General features: G+C 35.9%; 14 protein-coding genes and 1 tRNA gene. 12 read left to right on the top strand and 3 right to left on the bottom strand.

From position 1 onward, the window contains the following. Nucleotides 1–3: 3 nt before the first annotated feature. On the top strand, nucleotides 4–1,242 hold the full coding sequence (locus CQ022_RS12520) for a 3-deoxy-D-manno-octulosonic acid transferase (protein WP_105681820.1): 1,239 nt from the start codon (nucleotides 4–6) through the stop codon (nucleotides 1,240–1,242). On the opposite strand, the gene CQ022_RS12515 is transcribed toward CQ022_RS12520, so the two are convergent. From CQ022_RS12515 to CQ022_RS12505, 3 genes are read right to left on the bottom strand one after another with little or no spacing between them, the layout of a single operon-like run. Then, on the bottom strand, nucleotides 1,234–1,860 hold the full coding sequence (locus CQ022_RS12515; protein WP_105681691.1) for a deoxyuridine 5'-triphosphate nucleotidohydrolase: 627 nt from the start codon (nucleotides 1,858–1,860) through the stop codon (nucleotides 1,234–1,236). The genes CQ022_RS12520 and CQ022_RS12515 overlap by 9 nt on opposite strands. Continuing rightward, nucleotides 1,860–2,618: a glycosyltransferase family 2 protein gene (locus CQ022_RS12510; protein ID WP_105681690.1), complete on the bottom strand. Its 759-nt coding sequence runs from the start codon at nucleotides 2,616–2,618 to the stop codon at nucleotides 1,860–1,862. The genes CQ022_RS12515 and CQ022_RS12510 overlap by 1 nt, the downstream gene beginning before the upstream one ends. A 22-nt stretch (nucleotides 2,619–2,640) precedes the next feature. After that, complete coding sequence (locus CQ022_RS12505) at nucleotides 2,641–3,672, bottom strand: acyltransferase family protein (RefSeq protein WP_105681689.1); 1,032 nt, start codon at nucleotides 3,670–3,672, stop codon at nucleotides 2,641–2,643. Between the two features lie 145 nt (nucleotides 3,673–3,817). Here CQ022_RS12505 and CQ022_RS12500 point away from each other — a divergent pair, with 145 nt between their 5' ends. The 11 genes from CQ022_RS12500 to CQ022_RS12450 all read left to right on the top strand — a co-directional run bounded on the left by CQ022_RS12500 (nucleotide 3,818) and on the right by CQ022_RS12450 (nucleotide 14,288). Continuing rightward, nucleotides 3,818–4,294: a lipocalin family protein gene (locus tag CQ022_RS12500; RefSeq protein ID WP_105681688.1), complete on the top strand. Its 477-nt coding sequence runs from the start codon at nucleotides 3,818–3,820 to the stop codon at nucleotides 4,292–4,294. Between the two features lie 170 nt (nucleotides 4,295–4,464). Next, entirely contained in the window at nucleotides 4,465–7,278 is a 2,814-nt protein-coding gene (gene leuS, locus CQ022_RS12495) for a leucine--tRNA ligase (RefSeq protein ID WP_105681687.1), read from the top strand. A 240-nt stretch (nucleotides 7,279–7,518) separates the two neighbouring features. Beyond that, nucleotides 7,519–8,382, top strand: coding sequence for a MotA/TolQ/ExbB proton channel family protein (locus CQ022_RS12490; protein ID WP_105681686.1), 864 nt, complete (start codon nucleotides 7,519–7,521; stop codon nucleotides 8,380–8,382). A gap of 61 nt (nucleotides 8,383–8,443) precedes the next feature. Then, entirely contained in the window at nucleotides 8,444–9,052 is a 609-nt protein-coding gene (locus CQ022_RS12485) for an ExbD/TolR family protein (RefSeq protein WP_034693033.1), read from the top strand. Between the two features lie 11 nt (nucleotides 9,053–9,063). Next, nucleotides 9,064–9,630 carry an ExbD/TolR family protein gene (locus CQ022_RS12480; protein ID WP_034693034.1) on the top strand — a complete coding sequence of 189 codons (567 nt, stop codon included), beginning with the start codon at nucleotides 9,064–9,066 and terminating at the stop codon, nucleotides 9,628–9,630. A gap of 28 nt (nucleotides 9,631–9,658) precedes the next feature. Next, nucleotides 9,659–10,498: an energy transducer TonB gene (locus CQ022_RS12475; protein ID WP_105681685.1), complete on the top strand. Its 840-nt coding sequence runs from the start codon at nucleotides 9,659–9,661 to the stop codon at nucleotides 10,496–10,498. A gap of 75 nt (nucleotides 10,499–10,573) precedes the next feature. After that, entirely contained in the window at nucleotides 10,574–10,771 is a 198-nt protein-coding gene (locus CQ022_RS12470; RefSeq protein WP_185126800.1) for a DUF308 domain-containing protein, read from the top strand. Further along, complete coding sequence (locus CQ022_RS12465; RefSeq protein ID WP_105681683.1) at nucleotides 10,761–11,633, top strand: PstS family phosphate ABC transporter substrate-binding protein; 873 nt, start codon at nucleotides 10,761–10,763, stop codon at nucleotides 11,631–11,633. The genes CQ022_RS12470 and CQ022_RS12465 overlap by 11 nt, the downstream gene beginning before the upstream one ends. A gap of 89 nt (nucleotides 11,634–11,722) precedes the next feature. After that, complete coding sequence (locus tag CQ022_RS12460; RefSeq protein ID WP_105681682.1) at nucleotides 11,723–13,375, top strand: tetratricopeptide repeat protein; 1,653 nt, start codon at nucleotides 11,723–11,725, stop codon at nucleotides 13,373–13,375. Nucleotides 13,376–13,457: 82 nt separating this feature from the next. After that, nucleotides 13,458–14,177 (top strand): bacillithiol biosynthesis deacetylase BshB1, encoded by a 720-nt coding sequence (gene bshB1 / locus CQ022_RS12455; RefSeq protein ID WP_105681681.1) that lies wholly within the window; start codon nucleotides 13,458–13,460, stop codon nucleotides 14,175–14,177. A gap of 35 nt (nucleotides 14,178–14,212) precedes the next feature. Then, nucleotides 14,213–14,288: transfer RNA gene (locus CQ022_RS12450), tRNA-His, on the top strand. Nucleotides 14,289–14,463: the final 175 nt, after the last annotated feature.

Below are 14,463 nucleotides of genomic sequence, written 5' to 3'. Positions count from 1 at the left end.
AAAATGGCTTTTCTCTACAATATATTTATAGGTTTCCTTACTTTCGGAATGAAGGTTTTTGCATTGATTAATGATAAAACTAAAAAAGGCGTTGAAGGAAGAAAGGAATCTTTAAGTAAAGTGAAATCTGCATTTTCAAAAACCGATAAAGTGATTTGGATGCATGCAGCAAGTCTGGGCGAATATGAACAGGGATTACCTGTGCTGGAGAAGCTTAAAGAAAATTTTCCTCAACACAAAGTTCTGGTGACTTTCTTTTCACCATCAGGATATGAGAATGTCATTAAAAAGAAACATATTGCAGATGCTATCTGTTATTTACCTTTCGATAAAAAAAGTACGGTAAAAGAATTTATAGCCCAGTTTAATACTGAACTATTTTTTACGGTTAAGTATGATTATTGGTACAATCTTCTTGCTGAGCTGAAAAATCAAGGAGTGAAGGTTTATGTGATTTCTGCATTGTTTTATGAAAGACAATCTTTCTTTACCTCCTATGGGAAATGGTTTGTAAAGCAGCTTCAGAAAAATGTAGACTGGTTTTTTCATCAGACTCAGTTTTCATTGGCTTTGGCGAAAAGTGTAGGGTTGATAAAATCTTCTGTAACGGGAGATACAAGATTTGACAGAGTGAAACAGCTTCGCGAAAGGGATAATCATATAGATTTCATTGCAGACTTTAAAGGAGAGCGTAAAGTAGTTGTTTTTGGAAGTTCATGGCAGGCAGAAGAGAAAATAGCAGAAGTCATTTCCCGAAAAAATAACACGGTGAAACTTATTATAGCACCTCACGATCTGAAAAGAGTAGAGCATTTGAAAAATATATTTCCGGATGCTTTACTGTACAGCGAAATACAACGCTCCCAACCTTCAACTTTCAGTTCTCAGATTATGATTATAGACAGCATTGGTCTATTGTCAAAACTATACTCTTATGCAGATGTAGCGGTTGTAGGCGGAGGTTTTCATGATGCCGGACTTCATAATATTCTGGAGGCAGCAACCTTTAGCGTTCCTGTCATTTTTGGGAATCATTACAAAAAAAATCCGGAGGCTGACGATCTGATCTCTGCTAATGGTGGAAAGGCCTTTCCTGACGAATATACAGCCGCAGAATTTGTTTTATTTCTTATCAATGAAGAGAACAGAGAAGAACTTATCTCGATGTCTCAAAATGCCGGAAGATTTGTTGATGAGAAACCTGATTCTACCAGAATGATTCTTCAGAAAATTTTATCTTAAGAATCCCTGGCTTTTAATGTCTTTCATCATCTGATCAATGTTATCTGGAATCCTGTCGCATTCCAGCCAATTGAAGTCAAGGCCATTGTTAATACAAAGTTTCTGAAGATAGTGATTTTCTAAAAGTTTATTCTGAGTGTCACGAAGGTATTCATCAATTTCCATCCAGTAATCTTCATCCAGTTTCTTTATCAGAATCAGAGATTTAAATACTTTATTGATGATATAAATATAAAGCTTGTAAACATTGTCGAATCTTTGTCTGCTGAGGTCACTGTTGTTTTCCAATACCTTATTGATGAGAAGAAGGTTCAAAGAAACTTCCCCGAATTTATCCGTGGTAATTTTTACATGTTCTGTAATTTCAGCACTTATTTTTCGAACGATCGTCAGAAAATATTTGGCATTTCCCACATATTTTGATGCTAAAAGAACCTGTTCCTCCACATGATCTTCCATGGAATTTCTCTTATCATCCGTAGTTTCCGGATCAATAAGTTCGAAGTAGAGTTTTTTAGATAATAATTTATCCTTTCTCAGGAGTCTGAAAATTAGTTTGTCCTTTTCGGGGCCGGAAAAAGCACTCAGAGCGGCTTTGAACTCTTTTGAATATTCCATTAATTGAAAATTTTAGAATACTTCAGGAATCCGTTTAACGCCCAGTTAGCCGTATAATACAATGATTTTACTGTTGAGAATCCCATGAAATCTTTATAGACAAGATATTGATCTTTGATGATGTTTTTTTTATTTCTGGAAACACTGTTTTCACGCATTCTGTATTTGGCCATTGTCTTTTTTACCGGATAACCTTTAGGAATTACTTTCAACAAATTCAGCCACATGACATGATCTTCACGCTTACTTTTTACCGGAAAGAAAAATTTCCCGACTCTTTTGGTATCGTAAATGGTGGAAACCGGAGCCAGTCTGCAGGTTTTAAGTAAATTCGAAAAAGTAACAATTTTGTCGGCTTCGAAATCTTTTAAAATCGGTTCCATTGTATATTCATCACATCTTGAGTAGTTGCAATACGCCAGTTCTGCATTATTTTGCTGAAGAAACGTAATCATGCTTTCCAGGTATTCGGGATACCACAAATCATCGGAATCGAGAAACGCAATATATCTTCCATCAGCTCTTTCAAGACTTTTATTTCGGGCATTTCCTGCTCCTCCATTTTGCTCCAATACTTGCAGTTTTATTCTAGGATCATTATATTTTCTGATGATCTCAACCGTATTATCTTTAGAAAGGTCATCAGTGATCAGCCATTCCCAGTTTTCATAGGTTTGGTTAAGAACAGACTGTATGGTTTCCTCAATAAATTCTGCAGAATTATAACAGGGAGTGATAATGGAGACAAGATCTTTCATTTATGCTTTTTGAATTGTAAAATTATAAAAATCTTTTTTCATAAAGGTGCCACGAGCTTACCCCTACAGCAATAACTACCAACATGCATACCAGAGCCATTACAAACGGATTGTAATCCTCAAACAATCCTAAGGTCTGGAAAGTTCTGATAATTGGGAAGTGGAAAATGTAAATTCCGTAGGTGAAATCACCATATTTTCCGAAATTATTTAAGAATTTGAATGAATAGGCAATATACATAACGATAGCACCAATCATCATTGGAGAAAAAAGCTGAATTTTTAAATATAAATCAATCCAAACGGTAGCAAGAGCGATGATAAAAATGAGATTTTTATGTTTGATAAATTGATCGAAATTAAAGTAAATCAGCATTCCTGGGATAAAATAAGATAATGTTCCGGGAAGCTGCTTGGCAAGTGAAATTTTATTTAATGACTCAAAATAATTTAAATAAACAAGGGACAAAAAGTATAAAATAACTAAACTTATATTTCTGTATTTATTATTCTTTCCAAAAAGTAAAAACAACAAAGGGACAGCAAAATAGTAGCACATCTCTATTTTCAGTGTCCAAAGAGCGCCATTTACAGCTTGATTTCCAAAAACTCCGGGAAGCCAGGGTGCTTTGAAATTTAAAAATAATGAATTCCAGAAAAGGTATTTGTAAACTTGTGTATTGCTAAAATATTCAGTGAAAGAATAAGTACTTACCAAACTTAATAAAATAGCACATAAAAAAATAACCAATAAGTAAGCGGGAACAATTCTTTTGATTCTCTTTTTTAAATAACTTTTCAGGCTTGAAGACCTTTCATAACTCCTTGCTATAAGAAATCCGCTGACTGCAAAGAAGCCGAAAACGGCAATTTCTATAGGGCTGTACTCAAAAATTTTAAGATCAGGAGAATTACTGAGGGTGCCAAGATGTCCGAGGAAGACAATAAAGGCAAGGAGAACGCGTATAAAATCAAAATTGTTTTTCGTAATATCCTGCATTTGTATTTTCTTTCTTGCAAAAATAACTTTTTTAATAAAATGAATGGTGCTCATGTATTCATTATTTGTTAAATAGAGGGGAAATGAGGTCTGGCTGTTTTAAAATATATATAAATAAATGTCAATGAAATAATTTTTCATAAAAAATAGTAATATAAATCAAAAAAATTATAATTTTAGCGCTTGAAAAAATTGATCTATGAAGAAATTAGCATTACTATTTGCAGGTTTGTCTTTGTTTGTTGCAGCTACTGGCTGTAGTGATGACAATGATACTGTTCTGGAAGCTCCTCTTGTTGGGACATGGCAACCGTTAAAAGAAGTAGTTACCACTGTAGAAGTTGGTGAAGACCCGGTTTCTAACACGATTACTTATACTGACTGTCAGAAACAGACAAGATGGTGGTTCAGCCCTGATTCCAAAGGAGGGAAAACGAACTGGGGAGATACTGCTACACCTGGTCAGTGTGCTATTCTTTCAGATATAAAATTTAATTATACCTATAACAAGGAAGGAAAAGACGTTCAGATGAAAATTCAGGGAATAGTAGAACCGCAAAATGCAAAGGTTATTACTTTGGATGCCAATACGCTCAATCTTGCGGTAAGAGAAGAGACTCAGGATCCTACTATATTTCAAACAAGAACTTATACATTTAAAAGAGTTCCTCAATAATAATATACTTCAGGACATAAAAATAGATCTCATCCCCGGATGAGATTTTTTTGTTGAGGGTAAATGGTAATTCATCATAAATTCAATTTCTATTTACTTTAAAATCATTAATTTTGTGAATCTTGTTAAAAAGAAAAATAATTCAGTCTAACATATAACATATATATAAAGTGTTTTACGATCATCAGCAGATAGAAAAAAAGTGGCAGAAATACTGGGAGGAAAATCAAACCTATAAAACCTCTAATAATACAGATAAACCCAAGTTTTATGTACTCGATATGTTTCCGTATCCATCCGGAGCAGGACTTCACGTAGGTCACCCGCTGGGATATATTGCCTCGGATATCTATGCGAGATATAAAAGACATCAGGGATTTAATGTTCTTCACCCGGTAGGATATGACAGCTTTGGACTTCCTGCTGAACAGTATGCTATTCAGACAGGACAGCATCCGGCTATTACTACAGAACAGAATATCAACAGATACGAAGAGCAGCTGAGAAAAATCGGTTTCTCATTCGACTGGAGCAGAGAAGTAAGAACTTCAGATGCTTCTTATTATAAATGGACACAATGGATTTTTATCCAGTTGTATCACTCATGGTATAATAAAAATACAGATAAGGCAGAAGCTATTGATTCTTTGATTAAGCATTTTGAAGAAAAAGGAACAGAAGGATTACATGCTAATCAGAATGACGAATTAAACTTCACAGCAGAAGAATGGAAAATTGCTTCTGATCTTGATAAAGAAGATATCCTGTTAAACTATCGTCTTGCTTACAGAGCTGAAACCACTGTAAACTGGTGTCCTGCATTAGGAACAGTATTGGCCAATGATGAAGTGAAAGACGGTAAATCTGAAAGAGGAGGATTCCCTGTTTTCCAAAAGAAAATGATGCAGTGGAGCATGAGAATCTCTGCATACTCTGAAAGATTATTACAAGGATTAAGTACATTAGACTGGCCGCAGCCGTTGAAAGATTCCCAGGAATACTGGATTGGGAAATCTCAGGGAGCACAGGTTCAGTTTCAGGTAGAAGGTTATGACGAAATTGTTGAAGTGTTTACAACAAGACCTGATACCATCTTTGGAGCTACTTTCATGGTATTGGCTCCGGAAAATCCTTTGGTAGAAACCATTACTACGGATGCTCAAAAAGTAGAAGTAGATACTTATATTGAAGAAACTTCCAAAAAAACAGAGAGAGACAGAATGTCTGACGTGAAAAACGTGAGCGGTGCTTTCACAGGAAGTTATGCAATCAACCCGTTCAGCAACGAAAAAATGCCGATCTATATTTCAGACTATGTATTGATGGGATATGGAACAGGTGCTGTGATGGCAGTTCCTGCACATGACGAACGTGATCATAGATTTGCAAAGAAATTCAACCTTGAAATCAAAAAAGTTGTAGAAACTGAAGAAGACGTTCAGGAAAAATCTTTTGATTCCAAAGACTCCGTTTGTGTAAACTCTGATTTCTTAAACGGATTGAATTATAATGAGGCAAAGTCAAAAATAATTTCAGAGATCGAAACGAAAGGAATCGGTCATGGAACTACAAATTACAGACAGCGTGATGCTATTTTCTCAAGACAACGTTATTGGGGAGAACCTGTTCCTATATATTATAAGGATGGGATGCCTTACACGTTGCCGACTTCTGCTTTACCATTGGAACTTCCTGAAGTTGAAAAATATTTACCTACAGAAGACGGAGATCCGCCATTAGGAAATGCTAAAGAATTTGCATGGGATGAAGCTAACCAGAAGGTAGTCGCTACAGAACTGGTGGATGATAAAACAATTTTCCCGTTAGAATTATCTACCATGCCAGGTTGGGCAGGAAGCTCATGGTATTTCCTGAGATATATGGATCCGCAAAATGACGGAGAATTCTGTGCAAAGAATCTTTCAGACTATTGGGGACAGGTAGACCTATATATAGGAGGAAGCGAACACGCAACCGGACATTTGTTATATTCCCGTTTCTGGAACATGTTCTTAAAAGACAGAGGATATATCAATCATGATGAGCCATTCCAGAAATTGATCAACCAGGGGATGATCTTAGGAATGAGTGCATTTGTATACAGAATTGATGGAACTAATCAATATGTATCTAAAAATTTAGCTAAAGATTACCAGACTCAGCAGATTCACGTAGACGTATCCTTATTAAAAGGTACCTCAGACGAATTGGATACTGAAGCTTTCAAAGCATGGAGACCGGATTATGCTCATGCAGAATTTATTCTTGAAGATGGAAAATACATCACAGACCGTGAAGTAGAAAAAATGTCCAAGTCAAAATATAACGTAGTAAATCCTGATGACATCTGTGAAGAGTACGGAGCGGATGGGTTAAGATTATATGAAATGTTCTTAGGACCATTGGAGCAATCCAAGCCTTGGAATACACAAGGGCTAAGCGGAGTGTATGGTTTCCTTAAAAAATTCTGGAACCTGTATTTCAACGGTGAAGTATTTGAAGTTTCAGACGAAGAACCTTCAAAAGCAGAATACAAAGTTTTACATACCTTAATAAAGAAGGTTGTATATGATATTGAAAATTTCTCTTTCAATACCTCTGTATCTTCATTTATGATTGCGGTGAACGAGCTTCAGAAAATAAAATGCAACAAGCGCAATATTTTAGAACCACTGGCCGTTATCATTTCTCCGTATGCTCCTCACATCTGTGAAGAACTATGGAGTTTATTAGGACACGATACATCGATAGAATTTGAAAGATTCCCGGCATTAAATGAAGATTATCTGGTTGAAGACGAAATTGAGTATCCGGTAAGCGTAAATGGTAAAATGAAGTTCAAAATTTCACTTTCAGCTCAATTATCTGCTAAGGAAGTGGAAGATTTGGTGATTTCGAACGAGAAAATGCAACAGATTTTGGAGGGTAAAACCCCTAAAAAAATCATTGTAGTCCCTCACCGTATTGTGAATATCGTAATTTAAAAAAAAATTAACATTGGGAAATTAAAAAAAATGGGTGTCTTATTTTTTTGATTTTTTAATTCAAATGTTAAATTTGGAAAAAATAAATAAAATAATTTAAAATAATTACTATTTCGAAATCGTATTAAATTTTCTTTATCAAAAAAAAGCAAAATGTTTAATTAAGACTCTTGCATTTTAATTAATTTTGCCTTTAATTTACACCCTGTAAAATTTTAAAACAATATAATTTAGTTAAATATGGAAATGAATGTTTCAAAAAATGATGAGCAAGTAGTTGCTAGAAAGGCAGGAGGTTTAAATCCAGCTGTTATTATTCCTATTCTATTTGCTATAGGAGTATGTATTTATTTATTCGTTCTTGGTAGCCCAGGAAACTTTAAAGATGCAGATAAACTAGGAAGTGGTTCTGTAGCTTTTTCAAGTGTTGAAGGAAAAGACATTCACCCAGAATCGTTTTTAGGTATTATCTACAAAGGAGGGGTTATCGTACCAATCTTGATTACTTTCATGATTACTGTAATCGTTTTCTCTTTTGAAAGATATTTCGTTCTTGGTAAAGCGGCTGGAAAAGGAAACTTAGACAACTTCGTTGTTCAAGTAAGAAGCTTACTAAACCAAAACAAAATTGACGAAGCTATCGAAGAGTGTGACAGACAACAAGGTTCTGTTGGTAACGTAGTAAAAGAAGGTCTTACTACTTACAAAGCACTTTCTCACGATACTACATTAAATAAAGAGCAGAAAATGGTAGCTCTTAACAAAGCTATCGAAGAAGCTACTACTCTTGAGATGCCAATGCTTGAGAAAAACATGATGATCCTTTCTACTTTAGGTACTGTTGCAACGCTAATCGCACTTCTTGGTACTGTAATCGGGATGATCAAAGCGTTCTTTGCATTAGGTTCAGGAGGTGGTACTCCGGATGCTGCTGCTCTATCTACAGGTATCTCTGAAGCCTTGATCAACACGGCATTAGGTATTGGTACTTCAGCAATCGCTATTATCCTTTATAACTTCTTTACATCTAAAATTGATGGATTAACTTACAAGATCGACGAGATCTCTATGAGTATCCAACAATCTTTCGCTGAATTCAACTAAGAATTAGCAAGATATTTGCATTAGCAATTAAAAGAAGTTTAATTAAAAATATTTTATAATAATGGCGAGAGTCAAACCTAAAAGACATGGAGTCGTAACGGACATGACCGCAATGTGTGACGTTGCGTTCCTACTTCTTACGTTCTTTATCTTGACCACTCAGTTTAAAAAACCTGACGTGGAGCAGATCAAACCGCCATCTTCAATTTCGGAAAAATTGCTTCCTGATGCTAGTTTAATGACTATCAACGCTACTCCGGACGGAAAATTCTATTTCCAGCCAGTAGAAAATGCATCAGAAAGAATTGCTCTTTTGGATAAAATGGGACAAAAGTATGGTATTACTTTTGACAACAACCAAAAAGCTGCTTTCCAGAAAGTTCAGGCAATTGGAGTTCCAATGAACCAGCTTAAAGGGTACTTGGATATGCCTGCAGATGAGCAGAAAAATTATAGAAGTCCATCAGGAATTCCTATGGACAGTACAAATAAGCAATTAATTGATTGGGTAAAAGAAAGTTTGAGCGTTAACCCTGACTACAAGTTAGCTATTAAAGGTGACGTTACAACTCAATACCCTAAAGTGAAAAGCTTATTTGAAGGTTTAAGAGATATTGATTTTCTTAAATTTTGGTTGATTACATCACAAGAAGGTAAACCTAACGAATAATATCGATAGAAATGGCAGAAGTACAAGTACAAGAAAAAGGCGGCAAGGGCGGCAAGGTCCGTTCCAAGAAGCAAAACACCAGAGTCGATATGACTCCGATGGTGGACTTGGGTTTTCTATTGATTACCTTCTTTATGTTCACAACTACGTTCAGCAAACCGAACGTTATGGATTTGGGTCTTCCGGCTAAACCGAAAGATGAAAAACAAAAACCACCTCCAACAGAAATTAAACTTTCTAACTCAATTTCTATTTTATTAGGAAAAAACAATAGAGTTTTTTGGCACCAGCAGGATGCTACATCCTTGAATGACCAAACTCTTATGGAAACTACTCTTGATAGAGAAGGAATTAGAAAAGTAATTCAGCAGGCAAAATCTAGAGCTGCAGATCAAACGAAATTTACCGTGATCATCAAGCCAACTGACGATGCTATATATAAGAACTTTGTTGATATTCTTGACGAAATGGCAATTACCAAAAGTGAGCAGTACGGGGTTACTGATATCAAGCCTTGGGAAAAAGCTATTTATGAGAAGAAAGTAGGAGGTGCTGCTGCACCGGCTGCTACAAAGTAATTTAACCATAAAATTGTATATCTAATCTATGGCAGATGAAAATGTATACGGTCAGAATCTTACTTTAGACGAGATCGTATTTGAAAATAGAAACAAGGAATATGGTGCCTACGATATTAGACATCAGTATCCGAGACTTTTAACAAAGTCTTTTATCATCGGAACAGCTTTATTCCTTTTGGCAGCTTTGTCTCCGTTCATCTATCTTACGATTAAAAATCTTACAGCTCCGCCTAAGCAAGAAGTAAAGGCAGACCTTGTAGATATTATCGAAGAAGAACCAATTATCGAGCAGCCTAAAGACGAAGAACCACCACCTCCTCCTCCTCCAAAAGAAGAAGAGAAAATTGAGGTGATTCAGAACGTAGTTCCTGAGCCTGTAAAAGCTCCGAAAATTGAAACTCCACCACCACCGATTTCTAAGCAGTTGGAAACTACAACTGGTTTGAACAATCAGGAGGGGGTAAAGGCTCCAGCTTATACGCCGCCGCCACCGCCACCATCTACAGGTACTAAAGCTAGTACAGCAGAGGTAAAAGCAAATAATCCTAACGAGATCTATAAAGATGTTGACCAGTCTGCAGAATATCCTGGAGGTATGGGAGCATTAAGAAAATTCTTAGGAGATAACTTTGATACTTCTCTAATGGAAGGAGGTGAAGGGACGCTTAAAACTAAGCTTAAGTTCGTTGTAGAAAAAGACGGAACTGTTTCAAATGTTACTATTGAAGAGAAATCTCCAAATGGCGACTTTAACAGTGAAGCTATGCGTGTAGTTAAGAAACTTAAAAAATGGACTCCTGCGAAGAGAAACGGGGAGAGCGTTAGATCTTACTATAGTGTACCATTTACTATGAACTTTGAATAAGACTTATTTATTCAAAATATAAATAAAAAGAGAAGCATATGCTTCTCTTTTTATTTTTTTTGGTATTTTTGTTACATGATGTTCAATTGGTTATCCCTGGTTACGGGATTGTTTTATATCGTTTTAGGAATTGTAGTGATTGTCTACAAATTCTTCTTTACTAATTTAGAACCTGCTATTGCTTATCCATTAGGAGTATTGCTGGTTATTTATGGTATTTTCAGAATTTACAGGGCGATCTCAAGAATTAAAAAATCGAGAAATGAAGAATAGTTTTAAGCTTGCAGTAGTTTTTGCTTTAAGCATAATGCTTGCAGGCTGCAAAAAGGAGAAAAACGCTCCTTCCTATCACAAAGGTGATCTTACAATTTTCACTGACGAATCTTTTCAAAGCGTTACAGAGGCATTAGCTGAGGGCTATATGATCAACTATCCTGACACCCACATCAAAGTAGAAACCAAGAAAGAAGATTTAGGACTTCTTGATCTTCTTAAGGGAAGTGCTAAAGCAGTGGTAATGTCCAGAAATCTTACCCCAGAAGAAATAAAAACATATGAGGAAAGAACAGACTTGAAGTTTCTTCCTTCCAAATTTGCTGCAGATGCAGTCGTATTTGTGGTTCCTAAAGATTCTCCTAAAGAAAGTATTTCCATGGAGGAAATCAACAGTGGGCTGGTATCTGATAAAAAAGAATTTATCTTCGATGGAACCAATTCAAGTAATCTGAATTTTGTTGCAGAAAAACTTAAAAAACAACCAAAAGACCTTAAATTTTCCATTATTCCGGGAAATCAACAGATTATCGAGGAATTAGGAAAATATCCGAACAAAATTGGCGTTGTTGGACTTAACACTTTTAGCCGTCCTTATGATAAAACTTCAGAAAGGTTGAGAGATATGGTGAAAGTTCTTCCTGTGGTTGAGAAAGGAAAATCATACACAGCAGATTTCGAGGGGCTTCGTACCATGGAATATCCGTTTACAAGAGTACTTTATTTCCTTATTAACGAAGGCAATTTTAATATTGCTAATGGATTTATCAGGTTTTCATGTACCCATTTAGGCCAAAAGATTGTACAGAAAGAAGGTCTGCAGCCTTATAACATCTATAAGAGAGAGGTACAAATGCGTTAAAAAAATTAAATTCACAATTTATCCCTAATAAAATATTGATTTGGTCTGAAAATTGTGTAGAATATAACTCAATTATTAGAAAATATAAAATGAAAGATATAATGAATATGAATGTAAAGAAGATTGCTTTTGGAGCAGCCGTGGTATTTTTTACCGGTTTTGCCTCTGCACAGACATTGCAGGATGGTATTAACAGTATAGACAGTGATAAATTTGCGCAGGCAAAAACAAATTTCACTGAAATGATCGCTAAAGAGCCTACAGCTGATAACTACTTCTATTTAGGAAATACTTTCTTAAGACAAGGAGAGCCAGACTATGCTAAAGCAACTGAAAATTTCAACAAAGGTTTAGCTGCTGACAATAAAAGCTATCTAAACAAAATTGGTTTAGCTGCTGTTAAATTAGGTAAAGGAGATAAAAATGCCATTGCTGAAATTCAAAAAGTAGTTACTGATTCAAGAGAAAAAGATGCTGAAGTGCTGTTCAGAGCGGCAGAAGCTTTAACTTTATTTGAAAAAAACAGTTCACCAGATCTAGCTATCCAGTTTTTGACTAAAGCGATTGAGAAAGCTCAGAAAAAAGGTGTTCCTGCACACTATTACTATACATTAGGAGATGCTTACAGATTAAAGAGAATGCCGGGAGAGGCTATGTCTGCTTATGATAAAGCATTACCTAGTGCTAAAAATAAAGCTTCCGTTTATACAAGAATGGCAACTTTATGGATGGCAGCACAACAATGGCAGCAAGCTAAACAAAACATTGATAAAGCTATTGGTGTAGATGCTACTTATGCTCCTGCATATAAGGCATTGGCTGGTTATGATATCAGATACCAACAAAATGCAAAAGCAACACAGGATCTTATCAACTATACAAAATATGCTGACGAAGATCCATATACTCAATTAGAAATTGCTAAGTTATACTTCACGAATGAAGATTATGCAAACTCTAAAACGGTATTGGATAAAATCTTTGATAAAATCGATGATCCTATTAAGTTCAAATTAAGAGCTTACCAGGCGTATGCAGATAAAAACTATACTGATGCTAAGCAGAATATGGATACTTTCGTTTCTCAGGCTGAAAAAACAAGAGTACAGCCTGCTGACCAAGGTTTACAAGGACTTATCGCTGCAGGTTTAGCAAAAGATGAAAAGGATGCTGCTAAAAAAACAGCTTTAATGACGGAAGCTCAGCAGAAAGTTGCTATTGCAAAAGCTGCTAAAGATGAGACCATGAAATGGGATCTGGAATTAGCTAACATCGCAGGTGGCGGTGGTGTGTCTCAATCAGAAGTTGATAAAGGACCTACTAACCCTGCAATTGAAGCATTGAAACAGCAGGTGGCGGCAAACAACCAGGATTCTGATGCTCTATTTAAATTAGCAACAGCTTACCAGGATATTAAAAACTGGAACGGAGCAATTCTTACATGGCAAAAAATGTCAGCTCTTCTTCCTGATTGGGCTCCTGCATATTACAGCCAGGGGTATTCTTACCAGCAAGCTGGAAACAATGATGCGGCAAAATTGGCTTATGAAAAATTCATCAGTACAGTAAAACCAGCTGATCAGGAGGCTAACAAGCAGACTCTTGCTTACGCTTACTTTGCGGTAGCTTATATGAGCAAAGATTCTGATGCGGCAAAAGCAAAAGATTATGTAGCTAAGTCTTTACAGCTAGATCCTACTTATCAGGATGCTGTAAAATTAAATGCAGAAATCAATAAGTAATTTAAATTTTAAATTATAGATATTAAAACTTCCCATTCGTAATGTTTGGGAAGTTTTTATTTTAAATCCTATCTTTGAATTTATGAAAACTGATATACTTGCTTTTGGCGCCCATCCTGATGATGTAGAACTTGGATGTGGAGGAACTATTGCTAAAATGGTTTCTGAAGGAAAAAAATGTGTGGTTGTAGATCTTACGAGAGGAGAATTGGGAACAAGGGGAACTGATGAAACCAGAAATGCAGAAGCGGCTGATGCTGCTAAAATCTTAGGGCTTTCCGCCAGAGAGAATCTGGGAATGAAAGATGGTTTTTTGGTAAATTCTGAAGAGTACCAAATGAGGATCGTAAAAATGATTCGTAAATACAGACCAGAAATCGTGTTGGCCAACGCAATTGATGATAGACATCCAGACCATGCAAAAGGAGCGAAATTAGTGTCGGATGCGTGCTTTTTGTCCGGGCTGAGAAAAATTGAAACCGTATTGGATGGAGACAATCAGGAAGTATGGAGACCTAAACATGTTTTTCACTATATCCAATGGAAAGATATCAAACCGGAATTTGTAATTGACATTTCAGAACATCTTAATACAAAATTAGAAGCTTGCATGGCCTACAAAACTCAGTTTTATGACCCGACTTCTAAAGAGCCTGAGACTCCTATTACGACAAAAGACTTTTATGAGAGCTTAACATACCGAGCGCAGGATTTAGGCCGATTATCGGGAGTTACTTATGCTGAGGGCTTTACGTCTGAGAAATTAATTTCTTTGAAAAATTTTGACGGAATTGTTTGGTAGTTGAGGAAATTGTCCTATATTTGCACTCAGAAAACGGTGATTGTAGCTCAGTTGGTTAGAGCGTCGGATTGTGGTTCCGAAGGTCGTGGGTTCGAGACCCATCATTCACCCAAAGAAAGTACACTTTTTGAAAGTGTACTTTTTTATTTTGTGCCCATTTCAGTAATCACTGAAGGTTTTCTTTTTTACTTTTTTCTCAATTTTTTTTCATGTATTTCGCTTATAATCTTATGTCAGCGCATAAAAATGGTGTTCTTCTCATCCTTTGAAATAAATACACAGGTTT

The sequence above is a fragment of the Chryseobacterium culicis genome, from assembly GCF_002979755.1.
Taxonomy (GTDB): Bacteria; Bacteroidota; Bacteroidia; order Flavobacteriales; family Weeksellaceae; genus Chryseobacterium; species Chryseobacterium culicis_A.
Note: the sequence above shows the minus strand (reverse complement) of the source record. Positions and strands in the feature narration are given on the sequence as shown.

What these genes read in the sequence shown, in the direction of transcription:
- CQ022_RS12490 (WP_105681686.1), top strand. Translation starts at nt 7,519, where the DNA reads ATGGAAATGAATGTTTCAAAAAATGATGAGCAAGTAGTTGCTAGAAAG.
- CQ022_RS12475 (WP_105681685.1), top strand. Translation starts at nt 9,659, where the DNA reads ATGGCAGATGAAAATGTATACGGTCAGAATCTTACTTTAGACGAGATC.
- CQ022_RS12480 (WP_034693034.1), top strand. Translation starts at nt 9,064, where the DNA reads ATGGCAGAAGTACAAGTACAAGAAAAAGGCGGCAAGGGCGGCAAGGTC.
- CQ022_RS12515 (WP_105681691.1), bottom strand. Translation starts at nt 1,860, where the DNA reads ATGGAATATTCAAAAGAGTTCAAAGCCGCTCTGAGTGCTTTTTCCGGC.
- CQ022_RS12460 (WP_105681682.1), top strand. Translation starts at nt 11,723, where the DNA reads ATGAAAGATATAATGAATATGAATGTAAAGAAGATTGCTTTTGGAGCA.
- bshB1 (WP_105681681.1), top strand. Translation starts at nt 13,458, where the DNA reads ATGAAAACTGATATACTTGCTTTTGGCGCCCATCCTGATGATGTAGAA.
- CQ022_RS12520 (WP_105681820.1), top strand. Translation starts at nt 4, where the DNA reads ATGGCTTTTCTCTACAATATATTTATAGGTTTCCTTACTTTCGGAATG.
- CQ022_RS12470 (WP_185126800.1), top strand. Translation starts at nt 10,574, where the DNA reads ATGATGTTCAATTGGTTATCCCTGGTTACGGGATTGTTTTATATCGTT.
- CQ022_RS12505 (WP_105681689.1), bottom strand. Translation starts at nt 3,672, where the DNA reads ATGAGCACCATTCATTTTATTAAAAAAGTTATTTTTGCAAGAAAGAAA.
- CQ022_RS12465 (WP_105681683.1), top strand. Translation starts at nt 10,761, where the DNA reads ATGAAGAATAGTTTTAAGCTTGCAGTAGTTTTTGCTTTAAGCATAATG.
- CQ022_RS12500 (WP_105681688.1), top strand. Translation starts at nt 3,818, where the DNA reads ATGAAGAAATTAGCATTACTATTTGCAGGTTTGTCTTTGTTTGTTGCA.
- CQ022_RS12485 (WP_034693033.1), top strand. Translation starts at nt 8,444, where the DNA reads ATGGCGAGAGTCAAACCTAAAAGACATGGAGTCGTAACGGACATGACC.
- CQ022_RS12510 (WP_105681690.1), bottom strand. Translation starts at nt 2,618, where the DNA reads ATGAAAGATCTTGTCTCCATTATCACTCCCTGTTATAATTCTGCAGAA.